The organism is Desulfurivibrio nitratireducens (assembly GCF_044068515.1).
Taxonomy (GTDB): domain Bacteria; phylum Desulfobacterota; class Desulfobulbia; order Desulfobulbales; family Desulfurivibrionaceae; genus Desulfurivibrio.
Genome location: NZ_JBIPKI010000015.1, coordinates 1 through 21,870, shown reverse-complemented (window position 1 = coordinate 21,870; position 21,870 = coordinate 1). Strand labels below are relative to the sequence as shown.

General features: G+C 64.1%; 18 protein-coding genes. 14 read left to right on the top strand and 4 right to left on the bottom strand.

What is annotated here, in order from left to right:
• Positions 1–158: 158 nt before the first annotated feature.
• Positions 159–1,160 (bottom strand): thiamine-phosphate kinase, encoded by a 1,002-nt coding sequence (thiL, locus tag ACHHTY_RS05955; protein WP_395493187.1) that lies wholly within the window; start codon positions 1,158–1,160, stop codon positions 159–161.
• A gap of 20 nt (positions 1,161–1,180) precedes the next feature.
• Positions 1,181–1,585 (bottom strand): hypothetical protein, encoded by a 405-nt coding sequence (locus ACHHTY_RS05950; protein WP_395493186.1) that lies wholly within the window; start codon positions 1,583–1,585, stop codon positions 1,181–1,183.
• Between the two features lie 393 nt (positions 1,586–1,978).
• Here ACHHTY_RS05950 and ACHHTY_RS05945 point away from each other — a divergent pair, with 393 nt between their 5' ends.
• The 4 genes from ACHHTY_RS05945 to ACHHTY_RS05930 all read left to right on the top strand — a co-directional run bounded on the left by ACHHTY_RS05945 (position 1,979) and on the right by ACHHTY_RS05930 (position 6,235).
• Complete coding sequence (locus ACHHTY_RS05945) at positions 1,979–2,548, top strand: RNA polymerase sigma factor (RefSeq protein ID WP_395493185.1); 570 nt, start codon at positions 1,979–1,981, stop codon at positions 2,546–2,548.
• Positions 2,549–2,675: 127 nt separating this feature from the next.
• A complete protein-coding gene (locus ACHHTY_RS05940; RefSeq protein ID WP_395493184.1) occupies positions 2,676–3,512 on the top strand; it encodes a zf-HC2 domain-containing protein in 837 nt (278 codons plus the stop codon).
• Positions 3,513–3,895: 383 nt separating this feature from the next.
• Positions 3,896–5,350 carry a DegQ family serine endoprotease gene (locus ACHHTY_RS05935; RefSeq protein ID WP_395493183.1) on the top strand — a complete coding sequence of 485 codons (1,455 nt, stop codon included), beginning with the start codon at positions 3,896–3,898 and terminating at the stop codon, positions 5,348–5,350.
• Positions 5,351–5,488: 138 nt separating this feature from the next.
• The gene (locus ACHHTY_RS05930) at positions 5,489–6,235 is read left to right on the top strand and encodes a hypothetical protein (protein WP_395493182.1); all 747 of its coding nucleotides are present in this window, start codon (positions 5,489–5,491) and stop codon (positions 6,233–6,235) included.
• Between the two features lie 21 nt (positions 6,236–6,256).
• Here the strand turns inward: ACHHTY_RS05930 and ACHHTY_RS05925 are convergent, their stop codons facing one another.
• Both ACHHTY_RS05925 and typA read right to left on the bottom strand, forming a co-directional pair.
• The gene (locus ACHHTY_RS05925; protein ID WP_395493181.1) at positions 6,257–7,087 is read right to left on the bottom strand and encodes a rhomboid family intramembrane serine protease; all 831 of its coding nucleotides are present in this window, start codon (positions 7,085–7,087) and stop codon (positions 6,257–6,259) included.
• 172 nt (positions 7,088–7,259) lie between these two features.
• On the bottom strand, positions 7,260–9,047 hold the full coding sequence (gene typA / locus ACHHTY_RS05920) for a translational GTPase TypA (protein WP_395493180.1): 1,788 nt from the start codon (positions 9,045–9,047) through the stop codon (positions 7,260–7,262).
• Between the two features lie 389 nt (positions 9,048–9,436).
• Here typA and mraZ point away from each other — a divergent pair, with 389 nt between their 5' ends.
• The 10 genes from mraZ to murC all read left to right on the top strand — a co-directional run bounded on the left by mraZ (position 9,437) and on the right by murC (position 21,760).
• Positions 9,437–9,916, top strand: a complete 480-nt coding sequence (mraZ, locus tag ACHHTY_RS05915; RefSeq protein WP_395493179.1) for a division/cell wall cluster transcriptional repressor MraZ — start codon at positions 9,437–9,439, stop codon at positions 9,914–9,916.
• Between the two features lie 89 nt (positions 9,917–10,005).
• Positions 10,006–10,914, top strand: coding sequence for a 16S rRNA (cytosine(1402)-N(4))-methyltransferase RsmH (gene rsmH / locus ACHHTY_RS05910; protein WP_395493178.1), 909 nt, complete (start codon positions 10,006–10,008; stop codon positions 10,912–10,914).
• A complete protein-coding gene (locus ACHHTY_RS05905; RefSeq protein ID WP_395493177.1) occupies positions 10,911–11,252 on the top strand; it encodes a hypothetical protein in 342 nt (113 codons plus the stop codon). Before rsmH ends, ACHHTY_RS05905 begins: the two co-directional genes overlap by 4 nt.
• A gap of 103 nt (positions 11,253–11,355) precedes the next feature.
• A complete protein-coding gene (locus ACHHTY_RS05900; RefSeq protein ID WP_395493176.1) occupies positions 11,356–13,320 on the top strand; it encodes a PASTA domain-containing protein in 1,965 nt (654 codons plus the stop codon).
• 2 nt (positions 13,321–13,322) lie between these two features.
• Entirely contained in the window at positions 13,323–14,942 is a 1,620-nt protein-coding gene (locus ACHHTY_RS05895; RefSeq protein WP_395493175.1) for a UDP-N-acetylmuramoyl-L-alanyl-D-glutamate--2,6-diaminopimelate ligase, read from the top strand.
• Positions 14,943–15,053: 111 nt separating this feature from the next.
• Positions 15,054–16,562: a UDP-N-acetylmuramoyl-tripeptide--D-alanyl-D-alanine ligase gene (locus tag ACHHTY_RS05890; RefSeq protein WP_395493174.1), complete on the top strand. Its 1,509-nt coding sequence runs from the start codon at positions 15,054–15,056 to the stop codon at positions 16,560–16,562.
• The gene (gene mraY / locus ACHHTY_RS05885; protein WP_395493173.1) at positions 16,562–17,641 is read left to right on the top strand and encodes a phospho-N-acetylmuramoyl-pentapeptide-transferase; all 1,080 of its coding nucleotides are present in this window, start codon (positions 16,562–16,564) and stop codon (positions 17,639–17,641) included. Before ACHHTY_RS05890 ends, mraY begins: the two co-directional genes overlap by 1 nt.
• 87 nt (positions 17,642–17,728) lie before the next feature.
• On the top strand, positions 17,729–19,216 hold the full coding sequence (gene murD, locus ACHHTY_RS05880; protein WP_395493172.1) for a UDP-N-acetylmuramoyl-L-alanine--D-glutamate ligase: 1,488 nt from the start codon (positions 17,729–17,731) through the stop codon (positions 19,214–19,216).
• A gap of 46 nt (positions 19,217–19,262) precedes the next feature.
• Complete coding sequence (murG, locus tag ACHHTY_RS05875; protein ID WP_395493171.1) at positions 19,263–20,366, top strand: undecaprenyldiphospho-muramoylpentapeptide beta-N-acetylglucosaminyltransferase; 1,104 nt, start codon at positions 19,263–19,265, stop codon at positions 20,364–20,366.
• A gap of 2 nt (positions 20,367–20,368) precedes the next feature.
• A complete protein-coding gene (murC, locus tag ACHHTY_RS05870) occupies positions 20,369–21,760 on the top strand; it encodes a UDP-N-acetylmuramate--L-alanine ligase (protein ID WP_395493170.1) in 1,392 nt (463 codons plus the stop codon).
• The last annotated feature ends 110 nt before the right edge of the window (positions 21,761–21,870 follow it).

Genomic DNA, 21,870 nt, shown 5'->3' with positions numbered 1-21,870 from the left:
TGCGGGGGAGAGAATCATGGCTCACACGCGGGGCAGGTTAATCCTAAAGTTCGTAACCGCCGAGGGCGGCATTTCCCGGGGTCCGCTGTCCTCTCGGCGGGATAAAAAGCACGGCGCCATAATTGCCGCGGCTGCGGCCGGATCGGGGCTGATATTCCCTATTCCCGGCGGAAATGATCGTAGCCGCCGTAGCCGATTTCGCGGCGGCGGCCGTTGTCCTGCAAAAAAACCCCGGCCCCGGGAATCAGGCGCCCGATGCGGATCAGGGCAGCGCCGGGAATCAGGGCGCCCAGGCGAGCCAGGGCTTCATCGTTGGCCGGGGGGGCGGTAAAGAGCAGCTGGTAATCCTCCCCGCCGCGCAAGGCCCAAGCCAGAGGATCGGCCCGGCAGACCCGGGCGGCTCGCCGGACGATCTCCGGGATCGGCAGCAGCCCGGCATCCACTTCGGCCCCCAGGCCGCTGGCGGTGGCGAGATGGGCCAGATCGGTGGCCAAGCCGTCGGAGAGGTCCATCATCGCGTTGACCAGACCGGCGGCGGCCAGTTTTTGGCCCAGGACTACCTGGGCGGCAGGGTCGAGGTGGGCCTGAACCGCTTGCCGCCATTGGGGATCAGCCCCGAGGCCGCGGCGGCAGATTTCCAGGCCGGCGGCGGCGAGGCCCAGGGGGCCTCCCACCCAGACCGAATCCCCCGCCCGCCCCCCGGAGCGCAGGCAAACCCGTTCCGGGTCGGCCGCCCCGATTACCGTGACCGTCAGCAGGACTCCGGCCGGCGCCCGCACCGTATCGCCGCCGATCAGCACGGCCCGGTATTCCGTCACCGCCTCGGCCAGCCCATCGAGCAAATCGTCCCGCCATTGCTCAGCCTCATCGCCCGGCAGACCCAGGGAAAGAAGGACAAAACGGGGGCTGCCGCCCATGGCCGCGATGTCGCTCATGTTGACCGCCACCGCCTTGCGGCCCAGCAGGCGGGGGGGGTGCCAGGCCCGGTCAAAATGAACACCTTCAACCAGGGTGTCGGTGGTGACCAGGCCAACCTCGGCGGCCGCCGGCCGCCAGACCGCGCAGTCGTCACCGATGCCTTGCACCAGCCCGGCGACCCCAGGCGCGGCGGCGCCGGCCCTGCGCTGGATGGCGGCGATCAATTCCCGTTCGGCGGTCATGGACAGGTTTCCGGTCCTTCCTACTTGATCACTTTGAGATGCGAGGTGCGGCGCGAGGGCTTCTTGGCCGGCGCGGCCCCTGAAGCGGGGGCGGAATCGGCTTCCGGCGCCGGGGGTTCCTCTTCCCGCCAGGAAATCGCCTTGATGAAACGTTTTTCCCCTCCCATGGTGAAGATTTCCCGGCCGCTGAACTGGGGTTCCCGCAGGGTCCAGATTACCCGCCGGGGCGGAATGGTCAGCAGCTGGAAGGTCACATGCCACCACTCATCCCGGCGGCTGTCGTCGCGGATGATCTCGGTGACCACCCCGTAAAAGAGCTGGTCGGCGATGATCAGCACGATATCCCCCTCCCGGGTGCTGTCCTTGAAGGGCATGATCTTTTCCAGATCCTGGATTATTTTTTCAACGTCGAATTCCTGGGTCATGTCCGGCCACCTTGCCTGCTGATGAGAGGAGGGGAAACGCCGGCGACAGGTTAACACAGTGCCTCCGGTGCTGGCAACGTCCCCGTAAGTCTGGCGGTTTTTTTCGGACGGGAGCGGCGCCGCCGGCTGCTGCTTCCGGGGCCGGCTAAGCCGCGGCCGGCGGCTGATGACGGGGGCTGGCGGCCCGGAGAGTCCAGGCCCGAAACCCCCGCCAGCGCCGGCTTCGGGGGGCCGGGATCCGCCGTCGCGGCAAGTTTACAACTTGCGCCGGACCGGGGCAGCGGCTACCATGGTCACGCATGCTTGCTGAAAAAAAGACCGACGCGGGAACTTTCCGGGGCCGCCGTCTGTCTGCCTATTATTCGGGGATCCTCGGACCATTGCTGATTCCGTATGCCACAGTCAGGAGAAAATGAAAGCGCGGAACTGGTCCGAGCCCTGCGCCGCGGTGATAACCGGGCCTTTGCCCAACTCGTCCGCCTGCACCAGAGCCGGATTTTCAACTTGGCATACAATTACGTCAAGGACGAGGAAGAGGCCAAGGATCTCACCCAGGATATTTTCATCACCGTACATCGCTCGCTGGCCAGCCTCCGGGATGAAGCCAAGTTCGGAGCCTGGCTCTATCAGTTGGCCCTTAACCACTGCCGCAACCGCTACAAGCGTTTGCAGCGGCGGGGCTTTTTTCGCAGCAGATCGCTGGACGATCCTGATTCCCCCCTGCATTTGGCCGGCGGGGAGTCGCCGGAAGCTCTGCTGGCCCAGCATGACCAGGACCAGTTGGTGCGCCGGGCCATTGCCGAACTGGCTCCCGCGGAAAAGGAAATCATCCTGTTGCGGGACATCGATGGCTTGTCCTACGAGGAAATCGGCGTCATTCTGGAAATACCGCTGGGCACGGTTAAGTCCAAACTCAACCGGGCCCGCCTGGCCTTGAAAAACCGGCTGGGAAAAATTATCTAAACCTAAAACAGCCAAGCCCCACCCAGGCGTGGGGCTTGGCTGGGCAGAGTTCGCGGGCCGACGGGCTGGTCGATCCGCAATAAACTTACCGGGAAGACACGAGACTTTGGTGGAAAATGGCTGAATTATGAATGAGGAACCCATGGATTGCGCCCGGATGCCCTCGTTGTTTAGCGAGCGCCTGGATCAGGAACTGGCCGGAATCGAGCAGGCGGCGTTCGATGCCCACCTGGAGGAGTGTCCCGCCTGCCGGCGGGAATGGCGGATTTTTAAGGTCACCCTGAGCCGGGTTCGCTCCCTGGAGCCGGTGCCCGTGCCCCCCGACCTTTTGCCCGCCATTCTGGCGGGAGTTGCAGAGCGGCGGCCGGCAGCGTCCCCTGCCTGGCTTGCCCGGCTGCTGGCGTACTGGCGGCGGATGGACTTTTCCGTTTCCCTGCCCACCGCGGCGGTCACCGTGGCCGTGGCCATGATGCTGGCGGTCGTGGTCCAAAACTCCTCTCTCTCCCTGCCCGGCGGTCAAGGTCAAGGAGCGGCCCCCGGCGCTGCTGATACCGCCGCCACCCAGCTCGAAGGTGAGCGGCCCCGGCTGGCCGGCCCCGCCGCGACCCTGGCCACCACCTCCCCGCGCTCTTATTACCCCCCTTTTTCCCCTTATGATACCGTGCCGGCTCATCCCTCGGCCCTCCGGGGCCCGGCTCAGAAGCACCCCGATGTCCTGGTGATCTTCCAGGATCCGGCTCCGGATACCCTGGCCCGCCTGTTCCGGGAAAGCAGTTTCCATGCTTCCTGGCGGGTGGAACATCCGGCCCGGGAGTTGCTGCTCCTGGATCTGCCGCCGGGCGACCTGCCCCGCTTGCGGGAAATGCTGACTGATCAGTCCGTGGCCATCGCCCCGGTGGCGGCCCTGTCCCCCGATTTCGGACGGGATAAAAAGAGCATTCGAGTGGCTATCCGCAGCCGCTGAGGCGGCCAGGTCAGGTTTCTTACGAGCATGGTTTGGTTCGAAAGGGGTCTGATTTTTTTACGGGAACTTTGTCGGAGAGGCAACTGTCTGTTTAACTGGACGCGTTGTTCCACGCGTCTGTTTCTTCCTTTCTCCTTCACTATTTCTTTAGTGAAGGGCCCTCCAGGGACCGCTCGGCCCGCCCGACCGAGCGGTCCCTCTTTGATTGCAACCCAGGTGGGTAACTTGACAAAGACCGCGGGGCCGATAGGATAAATTGATTTCAAGTGCAAGTCCAAAACTTCAGGGCACGGATTGGCATAATGAAGAACCAGCTGCTTGATCCTGCAACTTCGCTGACCGGCCCCCCCAACATTTCAAGTGTAAATCTGTAAGGAGATCCCATGAACGGCTCAATCGCAATGCTCCGAGGCGGGGCTTTGACCCGCCTGTTTTTTCTGGTGGCCACCCTGGCTTTCTTAACCGTGGGGGCGACGGCCAGCCGGGCCGCCATGCCGCCCTCTTTTGCCGACCTGGCTGAACGGCTTGGCCCTTCGGTGGTTAATATCTACACCACCCAAACGGTCATGGCGCCCAGCTCGCCGCACCAGTTTTTCTTTGATGGAGAAAACCTGCCGGAAATGTTCCGGCGTTTTTTCGATCTTCCTTCCCCGCATCCCCAGGCGCCCCAGATGCCGCCCCGGGAGATGCGGCGCACCAGCCTCGGTTCCGGGGTGATCATTTCTCCCGACGGCTATATCGTCACCAATAACCACGTGGTGGAAAACGCCGACTCCATCAATATCCGCCTGACCAATTTCGAGGAGTATGAGGCCGAGATCGTGGGCCGTGACCCCAAGACCGATGTAGCCCTGCTCAAGATCGAAGCCCGCAATCCGCTCCCCGCGGTTAAGCTGGGGGATTCGGAAAGTCTCCGGGTGGGGGACTGGGTCCTGGCCATCGGCAATCCCTTCGGGTTCGAGCAGACCGTGACCGCCGGCATCGTCAGCGGCAAGGGCCGCTCCTTGGGCAGCGGCCCCTATGAAAACTTCATTCAGACCGATGCCTCCATCAATCCGGGCAATTCCGGGGGGCCGCTCTTCAACCTGGAAGGAGAGATGGTGGGGATCAATACCGCCATCTATACCCGAGGGGGGGGGAATATCGGCATCGGGTTCGCCATTCCGGTCAACATGGCCAAAAATGTGGTCGACCAAATCAGGGAGCACGGCGCGGTAACCCGCGGCTGGCTCGGGGTCATGATTCAACCCGTCACTCCGGAACTGGCCCGCCAGTTCAAACTTGAGCGACCCATCGGAGCCCTGGTGGGAGATGTCACCCCGGATAGTCCGGCGGCCCGGGCGGGAATGCGCCCCGGCGATGTTATCGTCGGCTATGACGGCAAGGAAATCACCCAGATGAGCATGGTTCCGACCCTGGTCGCCCAGACTCCGGTGGGCAAGGAGGTCAAGGTGGTGGTCATGCGCCAGGGCCAGGTTACGGAGCTGCTGGTAACCATCGGCAAGCTTGAGGAGGAAGATGAGACCCGGGTTGCCAGGGCGCGCCAGGCCGAGGAGAAGCTGGGCTTGAGCGTTCAGGAACTGACCGAGGAAGTGGCCAGGTCTTTGGGGATCAAGGAGCGGGAGGGGGTGCTGATCGCCAATGTCGAACCGGGCTCGGCCGCCGCCGAAGCCGGCCTGCGCCGCGGCGAGCTGATCGTCGAGATCAACCAGCAGCCGGTCCAGACCATGGCCGAGTATGACGAATTGATGGAAGCAGCCATGGAAGAGGGCGGGGTCCTGCTGCTGGTTCGCCGCCAGGGACAGAGCCGCTTCGTGGCCATCAGGATCAAGCCTTAAAGCCTGCCGCCGGCAAGGAAGCTGGTGACCGGCGGGGCTCAACGGCTCCGCGGTCCTCCGGACTGCCTTGCCGGCGCCGGATTATAATCCCACCGGTTGCCTTTGCCTTGGTAGCCTGCCGTTAAGGAGATTGCTGTAATGGTCGCTCAGAAACGTTTGCCTAAGATCCTGGTCCTTGGTCTGGTTTTGCTGTTGTTGCCCCTGGCGGCGGCATGCACCTACCGGGATCGGGTGGCGCCCCTGGAGTTGCCCGATCCCGAGCGGGGGGCGGTGGAGATCAACGGGGTCATGATCAGCGCCTTGGCCTTTGTCGGTCGCGAGGAGGCCCGCCAGTCCTTCGGCTTTGACGCTCGCCGGGCCGGTTTGCTGCCGGTGCAGGTAACTTTCCAGAATGACAGCAGCGAAAGGGTGCTGGTCAATACCGACCAGACCTTTTTGCTCGACCGGGAGAACCGGGCCTGGCCGGTTCTGAGCCTGGCCCGGGCCCATGACCGGACCAAAGGCCATATCGAGGTTGGCGAAACCATCAGGGAAACCGGCAAGCCGGCCCTGCTGCTGGGGGCGGCCGGAGCGGTGGTGGGCGCTGCGTTCGGCCTGGTGACCGGGGATAATGTCGGGACCGCCGCCGGCCGGGGGGCCGCCATCGGGGCGGCTTCGGGAGTCCTGGTTGGCGGGGCCAAAGGCTACAGCGAAACCGGGGCCCGGATCAGTCGGGACCTGGCCGAAAAATCCCTGACCAGCGGCCCCATCCTGCCCAACCAGATCGGCTACGGGGTGCTTTTCTTCCCGGGCAAATCGGGGGAAGAGGCGGACAGCGCCGAGGAGTTGCGGCTGTCCATCATGATCGGCGCAGAACAGCAGATCATCCGCTTGCCCCTGAGATAAAACCCGGCCGTCCCCCGTTTGTCAGGCGAACAGGTAGCCCGCCACCGCCCAGAGCAGGATCGCGACGGTCAGCAGAGCGCAGCCGGCGGCCAGAACCTGCTGGGTGAAGCTTTCCCGGCCCCGTTCCCGGTAACCCAGCAGGTAGCCGAGCAGAGCGCCGCCCAGGATGCCCCCGCCGTGGGCCCAGTTATTGATGCCCGGGACCAGCAGGCCGAAGAGGCCGATGCCGATGGCCCAGCCCCCCACCTGACTGAAAAGTTCCCCTCCGTAAGCCCCGCCCCGGCTTTTGCCGTAATAGAGAATGGCCCCGATGAGGGCGCAGATTGCGGCCGAGGCCCCGAGGGTAAAGGGGATTCCCACCAGGTAGGAAACCAGGTAGCCTCCCACCCCGCCAGCGGTGTAGATCACCGTCATCCGGGCCAGGCCGTATTCCCGAATAACCAGGGGCCCCAGTTGGTGCAGGGCCATCATGTTGAAGATGATGTGAAGCAGGCCGCCGTGGAGGTAATTGGCACTGATCAGGCTCCACCAGTGCCCCAGGGCGTTGATGGGAACGGTCCCGCTGGCCCCCAGTTGGAGCAGGACCCGGTTGTCCGGCGAGAGCAGGCGAAAAGGATTCATCATCCCGGTGTGGACCCCCTGGGGGCTGAGGATCAGGCTGAGAATGTACATCAGGACATTGATGCCGATCAGCAGGCGGATCAGCCGCTCGGGCTCAAGCTGGCTGAAAGCTCCAACCAGTCCTTTCCAGCTGGCGCCGGGCCGGCTCAGGCCGCAGTGCGGGCAGGAGGGAGCGTCCCGGCTGACCAGGCGCCGACAATTGGGACAAAGGCGGGCTTTGTTGCTGCTCATGGCGAACTTATCCCCGGTTTTGGATTAGAGGCCGGCAATGGGCCGCAGGGTTTTGCTTACCAGTTACACGATAAGTGGGAAAGGGGAAAAAGTAAACGTTGCCGGGCGGCTCCGAGGCGCGGGCCGGGCCGGGCCGGGGAAGAGCCCCGGACCGGCCCGCGGAGGACGGTGATCAACGCCCGTTGCTCTGGTTGGCCTTGCGGAGGCGGATGGATTCGGGGGTGATTTCCACCAGTTCATCGTCGTTGATGTAGGAAATACAGTCTTCCAGGCTCATTTTCACCGGCGGGGTCAGGACGACGTTTTCGTCGGAGCCGGAAGCCCGCATGTTGGTCAGCTTCTTGCCCTTGGCCGGATTGACCACCATGTCGCCTTCGCGGCTGTTCTCACCGATGATCTGTCCCTTGTAAGCCCGTTCGCCGGGGCCGACAAAGAGTCGGCCGCGCTCCTGGAGATTGAAGAGGGCATAAGCCACCGTGGTGCATGGTTCCTTGACCACCAGGGCGCCGTTGATCCGGTTTCTGATTTCGCCCGCGTGGGGACCGTACTCGGCAAAAACATAGTTCATCACCCCCATCCCCTTGGTGTCGGTCATGAACTGGGCCCGGTAGCCCAGCAGGCCCCGGGTAGGGATCTTGTAAAGCAGGCGGGTCATCCCGTTGTGCTGGTGCATCTCCAGCATTTTACCCTTGAGCCGTCCCAGTTTTTCAATCACCGCCCCGCTGAACTGCTCATCCACGTCGATGGTGAGTTCTTCGTAGGGCTCCAGTTTGACCCCGTTTTCCTCGCGCATGATCACCTGGGGCCGGGTCACCTGCAGTTCGTAGCCCTCCCGTCGCATTCTTTCGATCAGGATGGAGAGATGGAGCTCGCCCCGGCCGGCCACCACGAAGCCGGTGCCCTCGGTCAGGGGGGTAACCTGCAGGGCCACGTCGGAGATGGTTTCCCGGCGCAGGCGTTCATCGATATGGCGGGAGGTGACGAATTTGCCCTCCAGGCCGGCGAAAGGCGAGTCGTTGGGGAGAAAGTTCATGGCGATGGTGGGCGGATCGATCTCGATCAGCGGCAGGGGGCGGGGATCGTCGGAGTCGGTGAAGGTCTCTCCCACCGTAATGTCATCCATGCCCGCCACCGCCACGATTTCGCCGCAGCCGGCCTGGTCGGTGGTTACCTTGTCGCTGCCGGCGAACCGGTAAATCTTGGTGATCCGGGCCGGCTTGACGGAGCCGTCCCGCTTGATCACCACCACCGAACGATTGATGTTCAGGGTGCCGTTCAGTACTTTGCCGATGGCCAGCCGGCCGAGATAGAGGGAAGCGTCCAGGGTGCTGACCTGCATCTGCAAAGGAGCGGCCTGGTCGCCGGTTGGCGGCGGGATCCGTTTAACGATGAGATCGGCGATGGGGGCCATGGTTCCCCCGGTCGCCGGCAGGGTCAGCGAGGCGTAACCTTGCTTGGCCGAGGCGTAGATCACGGCAAAATCCAGGAGTTCGTCGGGGGCGCCGAGTTTGACGAAAAGGTCGAAGACCTGGTCCACCACCCAGTCGGGCCGGGCAGCCGGCTTGTCGATCTTGTTGATCACCACGATTACCGGCAATTTGGCCGCCAGGGCTTTTTTGAGGACGAAATAGGTCTGGGGCATCGGCCCTTCCTGGGCGTCCACCAGGAGCAGACAGCCGTCGGCCATCCGCAGCACCCGTTCCACCTGGCCCCCGAAGTCGGCGTGTCCCGGGGTATCGATGATATTGATGCGATACTCGCCGTGCACGAAGGTGCCGTTCTTGGCGGCGATGGTGATCCCCCGTTCCTTTTCCAGGTCCATGGAGTCCATCAGCCGTTCGGCGACCTGCTGGTTGTCGCGGAACATGCCGCTTTGGCGGAAAAGCTGATCCACCAGGGTGGTCTTGCCGTGGTCGACGTGGGCGATAATTGCGACGTTTCTGATCTTTTCTTGGTTCATAGTAGGGTTCCGAAGTCTGGGCCGTCATGATATTGCCACGGACTTACGGGCCAGCCGCCCTCACAGAAACAGGGGGTGCAACCTTTGGTAACCGGGGGCATCGCGGCGGGAAATCGCCAGCGGGACAGGAGCGGCAAAAAAAGAGCATTATACTAAATTGCTTTGCCGGATAAAGCAAGCAGGAAAAAAACAGCCTGGCTTAAGGCCGGCTTTTCCGCTGCCGGCCGAGACTTTTTCCCCCTTGTCTAACGCCCTTTTTTTCCTTGACACCTCGAGACCTTTATCACTATAAGGGGAGCAGGTGGTGTAAAGTGGGGGAAAGGGGGGCAAAGAGGTTTTATGCGGCACGACGAGGCGACAAGGGCGATTTTGCCAGGAGGAGGCCGGACATGACGGCGGACGGCAAGCTGCGGGCCCCGGTGCATCATTTTCGGGGCCGCTCGGAGCATACCCTGGATGGGAAGGGCCGGCTCAATATCGCCACCCGTTTTCGCGACGTATTGCGCAAGCAATACGACGAGCGGCTCATGGTTATGCCCTGGAACTCCTGTCTCAAAGCTTATCCCATGCCCACCTGGGAGGAACTGGAAGTCAGCCTGATGGCCGAGGGCCGCAAGCATCCCCAGCAGGTCAAGCTGATCCGCTACATGATCGGCGGGGTGGTGGAATGCAGCCTGGACCGGCAGGGGCGCATTCTGCTGCCACCCAACCTCCGCGAGGAGTGCGGCCTGAGCAAGGATGTGGTGGTCAACGGGATGATCTCCTATTTCGAGATCTGGGACAAGGCCAACTGGGAGCAGATCAGTCGGCCGAGCGGCGAACAGTTCGCCGATTTCGAACAAACCCTGCTGGAACTGGGCCTTTTCTAGCCTCTAAGAGAGGGCGCCTTCCGGCTGGAGCTTCCAGTTCGGCGGTCAATCCTGGCCCTGCTTTCAGCCCGGCCGCGGCGCATATTTTTATGGACGATATCCATCAGCCGGTTCTGCTCGCCGAGGTGTTGCACTGGCTGGCCCCGGTCAGCGGCGGAATATACGTGGACGGCAACCTCGGCTTGGGCGGCCATGCCGCCGCGGTTTTGGAGCACAGTGCTCCGGCCGGTCGCCTGATCGGCTTTGACTGGGATGAAGAGGCTCTGGTTCGGGCCCGCCGTAACCTGGCCCGTTTTGGGGCCAGGGCCTTGCTGCTGCAGCGCAACTTTATCGAACTGGAGGCAAGTTTGGCTGAACTCGCCGTTGATCGCATCGACGGGTTGGTGCTGGATCTGGGGCTTTCCTCGCTGCAGCTTGACGGCGGCCTGACCGCCGGGGAGGGCCGCGGTTTCAGCTTTCGGGGCAGCGAGCCGCTGGACATGCGGATGGATCGGCGCGGCGGCCTGACCGCGGCCGACCTGCTCCGGGATTTGAGTGCCGCCGAACTGGCCGATATTTTTTATTACTACGGGGAAGAGCGCCAGGCCCGGCCCATTGCCGGTCTGATTGTCGAGCGCCGGCGCCACGAACCGATCCTCACCACGGCCCAGCTGGCGGCCCTGGTTGGGGAAGCGGTGCCCCGCCGTTTTCATCCCCGCAATATTCATGTGGCCACCCGGGTTTTTCAGGCCTTGCGGATTGCGGTCAATCATGAGTTGGAAAACCTGGCCGCCATCCTGGCCATGACCCCGTCCCGCTTGCGGCCCGGAGCCCGTTTCTGCGTGATCACCTTTCATTCCCTGGAAGATCGCCTGGTTAAACGGGCCTTTCGCGATGATTCCCGCCTGCGGGTTCTGACTCCTCGGCCAATCACCCCGGGGGCGGCTGAACTGCGGCGCAATCCCCGCTCCCGCAGCGCCAAGCTCCGGGTGGCCGAACGGCGAGAGGAGCAGGCATGATGCGCGATGATATCGGGCGTCGCGGCGGCATGGCCCGCGCGGGCCGACGGCCCGCTGATGGCGGCCGGGGAGGCGAAGGGGTCTGGTTCAAGGCCTTGGGGGTATCGTTGCTGGTGCTGGCTTTAATTGCGGTGGGGGCCGGGCTCTGGGTGGCCTGGGCCGTGCGCAGCGGTCTGGACGAACTGGCCGCTCACCAGCAGCGCCGCCATGAAATGCTGGAGCAGAATCGGGAACTGGCCGAGCGCCGCGATCAGTTGTTGGCCAGGGAAAGAATCGAAGAGGCCGCGGCCGAGCTGGGTCTGTTCCCGCCCCGGGAGGGCCAGATCCGGTATCCATGAAGCCTTGAACCCTCCCGGCGCGGCGGTTTTTTCCCCCAACGGAGCGCGGGGGGGCCGCTAATTTACGAACTATTTTAGATCCTGTGATCCAGGGAGGATGGGCATGCGGGGAACCGCTACATATCGACAGCGCCGGAAAAAGCTGATTTTCCTGTTGCTCCTGCTGCCCTTGGTCGGAGCGGGGATTTGGGCGGGACTGGCGATCTTGGGCTTCCAGTCCGGGGATCGGCAAGCCGGGATCAGCGGCGGGACCCTGGTTGAAAGCTCCAGCCTGCGCCGCAACAACATCTACGATCGCAACTTTGACACTCTGGCCTTAAGCTTCCGGCTCAGCTCCCTTTACGTTCGGCCCCTGGAAATTACCGACCCCGAAGGCACCGCGGCCGATCTGGCTCGAATCCTGGATCTTGACCAGGAGCAGTTGTTGGCCTCCTTCCGCAGCGAACGCAGCTTTGTCTGGTTGACCCGGCAGGCGGAGAGAGAGCTGGTGGACCGGGTCCTGGAAGGCGACTTCCGCGGGGTCCATGTAATGCCCCGCTCCCATCGCTATTATCCCCATCAGACCGGAGCCTCCCATGCCATTGGTTTCGTCAAGGACGAACAGGGTTTGGCCGGGATCGAACTTTCCTATGACAATATTCTCCGGGGTGGCATCAGCGATATCCGGCTGGCCGCGGCCGGAGTTCCGGAAAGAATCGCCGCCAGGGGCGGGGTCCATCTGGTCAGCACCCTCGATTTACCCCTGCAAAGAGAACTGGAGAACCGGCTGTCCCGGGCCCTGCGGGCGGTGGACGGTGTTTCCGCCGCGGCCCTGGTGATGGACGTCGCCAGCGGGGCCGTGGTGGGGATGGCCAGTCTGCCCTCCTACGATCCCAACCATTTCTGGGCCGCCCGGGCCGAGGAGAGATTGAACCGGGCCGTGGTTCCCCAGGTCCGGCCGGGAGCCCTGCGAAGTCTTTTCATCCTGGCGGCGGCCCATGAACAAGGAGTGGCCGGAACCAGTCCGCCTGGCGCGGATCAACTGGAGAGCCAGGGGTTCTGGTACGAAATGGATCGGGAGATTTACGCTTCCGCCAGCCTCCGGCCGGCCGGAGCAACCGGGGAACTGATGTCTCCGCCGGAATCCTTTTGGCGGCGGATCGGCCTTTGTGCCGGCATCGATTTGGATTTACTGGAAGGTCGCAGTCTGAACGAGGGGATTAGTTCCCCTGACGGCTTGGAAGATGAGTGTCGCCAGTTGCTGCTGGCTGAAGATCCCGTGGTGAGCGGCGTTGCCCTGCTGGCCGCCTTCAGTCGCCTGGTCAACGGCGGCCAACCGGTGGAGCCCCATCTCATTCGGGGCTTTTGGGACAACGAACAGTTCTGGCCCCGCAAGTCGGCGCTTAACGGAGACGTGTTTCCGGCCGTTGCCGGCCGGAATTTTCTTCGGGACCTGGTCCCGGCCGGAGAAGATTCCGTGCCGGTGGTGACCTACGAGAGCCTGGTGGCCCTGGGGCCCGAGCATGAACCGGAAGCCGGGAGCCCAGCGGCGGAAAGGGCCGCAACAGAAAACGACACCCCGGCGGACGGCCGCTATCAAGCGGTAATGCTGGGGATGGCGCCGGCCGAGGATCCGCGGTTGGCGGCGCTGGTCTTTATTGATGGGGCCAAGATGGACCTGGCCTTACCCTCGCCTTTGCGGGGAGTTGTCAGGGATCTCGACACTTGGGCAACCAATCTGCGCCGGCCGGTATCGGTGCCGGCCGGCGCAACGGTTATGGCCCGGGAAAGCGCTCTTTTGCAGCAATGGGCGGCCATGCAGGAAAAAGGGGAGGGTCCGACCCAGGTGGCGGCGATCAGGCCCGTTGAGCGGATGCCCGATGTGATGGGGCTCAGCCTGCGCAAGGCCCTGCAGACCCTGCAGAACTCGGGCCTGCGCATCAAGGTGCAGGGCAGCGGCCGGGTGGTCGGCCAGAACCCGCCTCCGGGAGCTTCACTCAAAGGAGTCGACGAGGGAACCATTGAACTGCGGGTCATTACCGGCAACCTGGCTGCGGCCAACAACCTCCGCTCTAAAAACGGGCGATGAAGGTGCGGCAATTGCTCGAAACCGCGGGGGTCGACTGGACGGTCATGGGCCGCCGGGACCATCCTGATCCGGTTGTAACCGCGGTGACCGCTGATTCACGGCGGGCAGGGCCCGCCGCCCTTTTTGTCGCCTTGCCGGGAACCAGGGTTGACGGGCATGATTACGTGACCGATGCGCTGGCGCGGGGCTGCCGGGCGGTACTGACCAGCCGCGGCAGGGCGGCGGAGACCGCCCGGATGGCCGCCGGCCAGGATTTTTTGCACCTGGCCAGCGAAGATCCCCGGGAGGCCTTCGGACGGCTTTGCGCCGCCCTGCAGGGGCAGCCCGCCGCCGAGATGGTGATGATCGGGATTACCGGCACCAATGGCAAAACCACCTCCACCTACCTGTTGGAGGAATTGATCCGCCGCAGCGGCGGCGAACCGGGGGTGATCGGCACCGTAAACTATCGCTACCGGGAGCGGAGCCTGCCCGCTTCGCACACCACCCCCGAGGCGGAAACCCTGCAGCGGTTGTTGCGGGAAATGGCCGGAGCCGGGGTAACCCACGTGATCATGGAGGTATCCTCCCACGCCCTCGAGCAGCGGCGCGTGGCGGGGATCTTGTTTGACGTGGCCCTTTTTACCAACCTCAGCCATGAGCACCTGGATTACCACGGAGATATGGAGCGCTATTATGCCGGCAAAAAACGCCTGTTTTATGAACATCTCAAGCCGGGCGGGGCGGCGGTGATCGTCGCCGCAGCGGAGGATGAGGGTGGGCCGGCAGCGGGAACCTGGGCCCGGCGACTGGCAGCCGAACTGTTGCCTTTGAGCCGGCCGGCCGGGTCGCCGAAGTCGCGGCGCCGGGCTGAATCGTTGCGGCTGATCCGCTGCGGCTTTACTGACGGAGAGTTGCGGGTCGCCGCCCGCCGCAGCAGCCTGGCCGGAGTAGAAGCCCGCCTCCAGGGTCCCGGCGGCGCCTGGACCTTGCAATCTTCCCTGGTGGGGGGCTTCAATCTCGACAACCTGCTGGGAGTGGCCGGGGTTGGTCTGGCTCTGGGCTTAAGCCCCGAGCAGATCCGGACCGGACTGGCCGCCGCCGCCCCGCCGCCGGGGCGGCTGGAAAGGTTTACCTCGTCTCGGGGCCTGGATGTTTTTGTCGATTACGCCCATACCCCCGATGCCCTGGCCCATGTTTTGCAGGCCCTGCGCCCTCTGACCCCGGGTCGGCTGATTGTCCTTTTCGGTTGCGGGGGCGACCGGGACCGGGCCAAGCGACCGCTGATGGGAGCAATTGCCGCCCGGGGGGCTGATATCGTGGTAGTGACCTCGGACAACCCGCGCAGCGAGGAGCCCGCCGCGATCATGGCCGCCATCGAGCGGGGCCTGCTCGAGGGGGGAGCCCGGCGCGGCCGCCTGGAATCCCTGTTGCGCTCCCCGGCCGGGTTGCGGGGTTACGACCTGGTTGAATCCCGGCGCCGGGCAATCAGGGACACCATTTTTTTTGCCCGCCCGGGAGATGTGGTCCTGGTTTGCGGCAAGGGGCACGAGACCACCCAGGTAGTTGCCGGAGTCAGCAGATTTTTCGACGATCGCCTGGAAGTTAGGGAACAGCTGGCGATATTGGGTCAGGCAAGGTAAAATAGATAATTTTATTTGCAGTAAATTTAACCTTTTCGCGCACGTAGCAAGGCGGTAAACGGCTTGGGCCGCCAGAAGGCGATTCCCATGAACGTTTGCCAGGAGAACAGCATGAAACCGGCACCTGCATCAGCTGATAATGGCGCTCGCCGACGCTCCTGCCGCCGGGCGGAGTTCGGCTACGGCTTCGCCCTGGCGCAGAATCCGGTCTGGACCCTGGCCCAGGTTCTGCTGGCCACCGGCGGTCGTTTGCTGGGTTGCCGGACCGAGGCGGTTTTCCGCCTGGTTTGTTCTGACAGCCGCACCATCGAGGCTGGTGATCTGTTTATCGCCTTGCAGGGGGACAATTTCGACGGTCACGATTTTATTGAGGAAGTGCTGCGCAAAGGAGCCGCCGGCCTGATTTTGGCCAAGACTCCCGCCGAGAAGCTGCCGGTGCCGGTAGTGCTGGTTCCCGATACCTTGCGGGCCCTGGGCGATCTGGCCCATTACCGCCGCGGCCTGATGCAGGGCCTGGGGGTCCTGGCGATCACCGGCAGTTCGGGCAAAACCACGGTCAAGGAAATGACCGCCGCCATTCTCTCCCGCTGCCACCGCATTCTGAAGACCCGGGGCAACCTGAACAACCTCATCGGCCTGCCTCTTTCCCTCCTGGGGGTGGATGAACAGCATGAATTCGCCGTCCTGGAGATGGGCATGAATCGTTTTGGCGAAATTGCCCGGATGACCGAGATCGCCGCTCCCGACGTGGCCTGTATCAACAACGTCCAGGAGGCCCATCTCGCCGGCCTGGCCGATGTCGACGGCGTGGCGCGGGCCAAGGGCGAGCTTTTTCAGGGCATGCAGCCCTGGACGACCCTGGTGGTCAACCGGGACGACAAGCGGATTTGGCGGCTGGCCCGGACCATGCCCCAGCAGCAGATAACCTTCGGCTTTGCGCCCGGGGCCATGATCCGAGCCACCTATATCCGCAGCCGGGGCGAAGCGGGCATGAGTTTCACCCTGACCATCGCCGGGACCTGGCGCGGGCGGGTGCGGATCGCGGCCCTGGGCGCCCACAATGTCCGCAATGCCCTGGCTGCGGCCGCTCTGGCCCGGGCGGCGGGAATCGCCCCGGCGGAAATCGTCGCGGGGCTCGAGGCCTATCAGCCGTTTGCCAAGAGGTTGCGGATTCAACCCTTTATCGCCGGCCTGAAATTGATTGATGACAGTTACAACGCCAATCCCTCCTCGATGCTGGCCGCCCTGGAAACGGTTTACAACCTGCGCCGCCAGCGCAAGGTGGTGGCGGTGCTGGGCGATATGCTGGAACTGGGCAGCCACGGTCTGGCGGCCCATCGCTTTATCGGGGAAAAGGTGGCCAAGCTCGATTTCGACTACCTGTTGACGGTGGGTGAATTCGCCGCCGAGACCGCTCTGGCCGCCCGCCAGGCCGGGATGGCCGCCGACCGGGTTCGGGCTTGCGGCGACAAGGAAGAGATCGGGCGCTGGTTGACCGAGGCGGTGCAACAGGGGGTGCTGGGGATCGATGATCTGGTCCTGCTCAAGGCCTCGCGCGGGATGCGGATGGAAACGATCATCAGCCAGCTGGCCGAAACCGGCCCGGGGGAACAGGGGTAATGCTCTATCATTTATTATATCCCCTGCATGAGTACTTCAGCGTCTTCAACGTATTCCGCTACATCACCTTCCGCTGCATCGGGGCGGCCCTGACCGCCTTCCTGCTGGTGATGGTGCTGGGGCCTGTTTTCATCACCTGGCTCAAGGAGCGGCAGATCGGTCAGGTGGTTCGCGACGACGGGCCGGAGAGTCATTACTGCAAGCGAGGGGTTCCCACCATGGGCGGGCTGTTGATCCTGGCGGCGGTGGTTTCCACTACCCTGCTCTGGGTTGACCTCTACAACCTTTTCGTCTGGCTGATTCTGGCGGTCATGCTTTGGTTCGGAGCAATCGGCGCCTACGATGACTATCGCAAGATCCGCAAACAGAACAGCAAGGGCCTGAGCGTGCGGGGCAAGCTGCTGCTCCAGGGCGCCGGCGCCGGCGCCGCCGCCGCCGCCCTCTTCCTGATGCCCGGGTTCGACGGCCACCTGAGCTTTCCTTTCTTCAAGGAATTTCGCCCGGATCTGGGGGTTTGGTACACCCTTTTCGCCTTGCTGGTGGTAGTGGGAGCCTCCAACGCGGTCAACCTCACCGACGGCCTTGACGGGCTGGTTACCGGTCCGGTGGTGATCACCGGCACCGTGTACCTGATGTTTTCCTACCTGGCCGGACATGCGGTACTGGCCTCCTACCTGCAGATTCCCTACGTGCCGGGAGCGGGGGAGGTGGCGGTGTTCAGCGGGGCCTTGGTGGGGGCCAGTCTGGGCTTTCTCTGGTTCAATACCTACCCGGCCCAGGTTTTCATGGGCGATGTCGGCTCCCTGGCCATCGGTGCCGCCCTGGGCATGGTGGCGATCATTACCAAGCAGGAATTCCTGCTGGCCATCGTTGGGGGAATTTTCGTCATGGAGGCCCTGTCGGTGATCCTCCAGGTAAGCTTTTTCAAGATGAGCGGCGGCAAACGGATTTTTCTGATGGCCCCCTTTCATCATCATTTCGAGAAGAAGGGCTGGCAGGAACCCAAGGTGGTGGTGCGGTTCTGGATTATTTCCATCGTCCTGGGCCTGCTGGCCATCGCCACCCTGAAGTTGCGGTAAAGGTTCCCGGGAACCGGGCGCCGCTGAAAGTTGCCGGCCTTGAACGGGGTCGGCCCTTGAACCAGCAAAGGATCGCGAAGGAAGCAAATGTCGATTCCAGGAGAAAGAATGGACCTTGAAGGCAAGCAGGTGCTGGTGGTGGGTCTGGGCAAGTCCGGCATCGCCGCGGTCCGTTTTCTGCTGGGGCAGGGGGCCAAGGTTGTGGTTTCCGAAGGGGGCCGGTCCTTGCCGCCCGCCAGCACTACCCTGCGCTGGCTGCGGGAGCGGGGGGTTTATTGCGAGTTGGGGGGGCATTCCTCGGAGCTTTTCGCCGCCGTGGACATCATTATCCTCTGTCCCGGCGTCCCGCTCGATCTTCCCGCCCTGGCCGCGGCCCGCCAGGCGGGTGTGGCGATTATCGGTGAACTGGCCCTCGCTCCGGCCTACCTGCGGACCCCGGTGATCGCCGTCACCGGGACCAACGGCAAAAGTACGGTGACCACGCTGATCGGCGACATCCTGCAGGCGGGGGGCCAAAAGGTCTTTGTCGGCGGCAATCTCGGCACCCCGCTCTGTGAATATCTGCAGGGCCCCCAGGACGCGGACTGGGCGGTGCTGGAGGTCAGCAGCTTCCAGTTGGACAGCGCCGGGGGGTTTCGGCCTCGAATCGGGCTGTTGCTCAATATTTCGCCGGACCACCTGGATCGTTATCCCGATTACCCCGCTTACGCCGCCGCCAAGTGGCGGATTTTTGCCCAGCAGCAGCCCAATGATGTGGCCATCATCAACCGGGATGATCCGGAGATTACCCGCCTGGCCGCCGCCAATCCTGTGGCGGCCCGGGTTTTTGCCTTCGGGGGGACCGGGGAGGCCGGACCGGTCGGGAATGAAGCGCAGCCGGCGGGCCCGGCTGCGGCAAGCCGGACCGACAGCTTGCTGCGGATCCGGCTGGGCAAGGACTTCGAGGCCGTCGAAAAATATGAGCTGGCCGGAACCGAGCTGGCTGCGGAACCCAACCGTCAGAACGCCCTGGCCGCCGTGCTGGCCGCCCGCTTGGCCGGCTGTCCGCCGGAGGCGGTTAGCCGGGGTCTGGAGAGTTTTCGGCCCCTGCCTCATCGGCTGGCCCTGGTGGCGGAAGTTGATGGGGTCCGCTTTTACGATGACTCCAAGGCCACCAATATCGGCGCGGTGATTTCGGCCCTGCAGGGGCTGCGCGGTCCGGTGGTCCTGATTGCCGGCGGCCTCGATAAGGGGGGTGACTATCGCCTGCTGCTGCCGGTGTTGCGTGAGAAGGTCAAGGCCATGGTCCTGATCGGTTCCGCCCGGGCAAAAATGGCCGCGGCCTTGGTCGAGGCCGTCCCCGCCACCTCCGCCGGCGATTTGGCCGAGGCGGTGAGGCAGGCGTACCGGCTGGCCCAGCCCGGAGAGGCGGTGCTGCTTTCTCCGGCCTGCGCCAGCTTCGATATGTTCAGCGGCTATGCCCAGCGAGGCGAGGTTTTTCGCCGGGCGGTGCGGGAATTGGCCCGGGAGCGCAGTGGCGGCCGCGGTGGCGGGGAGGCCGGTTCCTCCCCGGGCCGGGCGGCGGTGGTGGCCTGATGAAGTTAAACGGGGCGGCTGACCCGACCGGAAGGGGCGCTGAGCAATGAGCATTCGCCTGGTGATCACCGGCGGCGGTACCGGCGGCCATCTTTTTCCCGGGATCGCCGTGGCCGACGAGGCCTTGGCCCGTTATCCCGGCAGCGAGGTGCTCTTCATCGGCACCGGCCGGGAAATCGATCGCCGGGCACTGGCGACCAAGCCCTACCGCCAGGCAACCCTCACCGGCAGCGGCCTGAAGGGAATTTCCTGGCGGGGGCGCCTCGCCTCTTTGGCCCGGCTGCCGGTGGGTTTCGGGCAGGCCGTCAGCCTGCTGCGGAATTTTCGCCCCGACCTGGTGCTGGGGGTGGGAGGCTATGTTACCGGCCCGGTGCTGCTGGCGGCCCGGATGCTGGGCGTAACCTCCTGCATTCACGAACAGAACTCGGTGCCGGGACTGGCCAACCGCCTCCTGGGCCGCTTCGTGGATCGGATTTTTCTGTCGCTGCCGGACCGCGGTAATTTTTTTCCGGCGGCCAAAACCCGGCTGGTCGGTAATCCCCTGCGCCGGGAACTGGTGGCCGCCGCCCGGCAGGATGAAGTTCGGCGAGAGGTGCCGGGTTTGCTGGTTTTGGGCGGCAGCCAGGGGGCCCACCGGGTCAACCTGCTGATGCAGGAAGCTGCCGGCCTGCTGGCCGCCGAGGGCCTGGAATTTGCAATCATGCATCAGACCGGGGAGCGGGATTACGCCATGATCAGCGCCGGATACCGTCAGGCCGGGTTGAAGGCCCGCAGCGCCGCCTTCATCGGCGATATGGGGGCCGAGTACCGGCGGGCGGATCTGGTAATTTCCCGGGCCGGCGCCACCACTTTGGCGGAACTGGCTTTGTTCGGCAAGGCGTCCCTGCTGATTCCTTATCCCCACGCCGCCGATGATCACCAGCGGCTCAATGCCGAGATCATGGTGGGACAGGGGGCGGCCCGGCTGCTGCCGGAAAAGGAACTGAGCGCCGGGGAGTTGGCCGGCCAGATCAAGGAACTACTGCGGGATGAAGCCGCCAGAGAGATGATGGGGCAAAAAGCCCGGGCCTTGGCCCGGCCCGATGCCGCCGCTGCCATAATCAGCGAAAGTCTGGCCTGTCGGGGCCGCAAACCGGAGGAAAGCAGCTAACCATGTATCGTAAAAACCAGCATATTCACTTTGTCGGCATCGGCGGCATCGGCATGAGCGGAATCGCCGAGTTGCTGCTCAACCTGGGCTACCGGGTCAGCGGCTCCGACCTGCGGGAAAGCCGGATCACCCGCCGGCTGGCCGAACTCGGCGGCCGGATTGCCATCGGCCATGACCGGCGCTGGATCGACGGAGCCGACGTGGTGGTGATCTCCTCGGCGGTGCGGCCGGACAACCCCGAGGTGCTGGCGGCCCACGAAGCCTGTATTCCGGTGATTCCCCGGGCGGAAATGCTGGCCGAGCTGATGCGCCTCAAGATCAACGGCATCGCCGTGGCCGGCAGCCACGGCAAGACCTCAACCACCTCGATGGCCGGCACCCTGCTGGCCGAGGCCGGCCTGGATCCCACCGTGGTCATCGGTGGCCAGGTCAATAGTTTCGGGTCCAATGCCAAGCTGGGGGCCGGGGACTTCCTGGTGGCCGAAGCCGACGAGTCCGACGGCTCCTTTCTCAAGCTCTCGCCGGTGTTGGAGATTGTCACCAATATCGACCTCGAGCATGTTGATCACTACCCCGATCTCGACGCGGTCAAGGCGGCCTTTCTGGAATTCATCAACCGGATTCCCTTTTACGGCGCGGTCATCCTGTGCCTGGACGACCCCAACATCACCGCTTTGCTGCCCCAGATCCGCAAGCGGACCATCACCTACGGGCTGAGCAGCCAGGCCGATGTCCAGGCCCGGGCGATCACGGCCCGGGGCTTCATTTCCCGTTTCGAGGTCTGGCGGCGCGGCGAGCGACTGGGGACGCTGACTCTTTCGGTACCGGGCCGGCACAATGTCTATAATGCCCTGGCCGTGGTGGCCCTGGGCCTGGAACTGGATATTCCCTTCGCCGTGATTGCCCGGGCCCTGGGCAACTACAGCGGGGTGCAGCGGCGCCTGCAGGTCAAAGGCGAGGTGGACGGCATAACGGTAATCGACGATTACGGTCATCATCCCACCGAAATCCGGGCTACCCTGGCCGCCCTCCGCGGCGCCTGGCCCCAGCGGCGGCTGGTGGTGCTTTTCCAGCCCCATCGCTACAGTCGCACGGCCGGGCTTTTGCCGGAGTTCTGCCACGCTTTCCACGATGCCGACCTCTTGCTGCTCAGCGACATATATGCCGCCGGCGAGGAGCCGATTGCCTCGGTGGCGGGAGATGCGCTGGCCCAGGCCCTGAGGCGCCATGGCCAGAAGGGAGTGGAATATGTCCCTGAGTTGGGGCAGCTGCCGGCGGCGGTCGCCGCCCGGTTGGCCCGGGGGGATGTGGTCCTGACCTTGGGGGCGGGAAACATCTGGCGAATCGGGGAGCAGATCCTGGCGGCCCTGGAAGAAAAAGATCGGGCGGCCTGATGGTTGGCCATCGATGCCCAACCAACGGGCCCGGCTGATGGCCGGCGGGAATCAGTCCTCCCGGCCGCTGACCGTGATATTGGGATCTTCGATCATCGCGATCAGGCCGT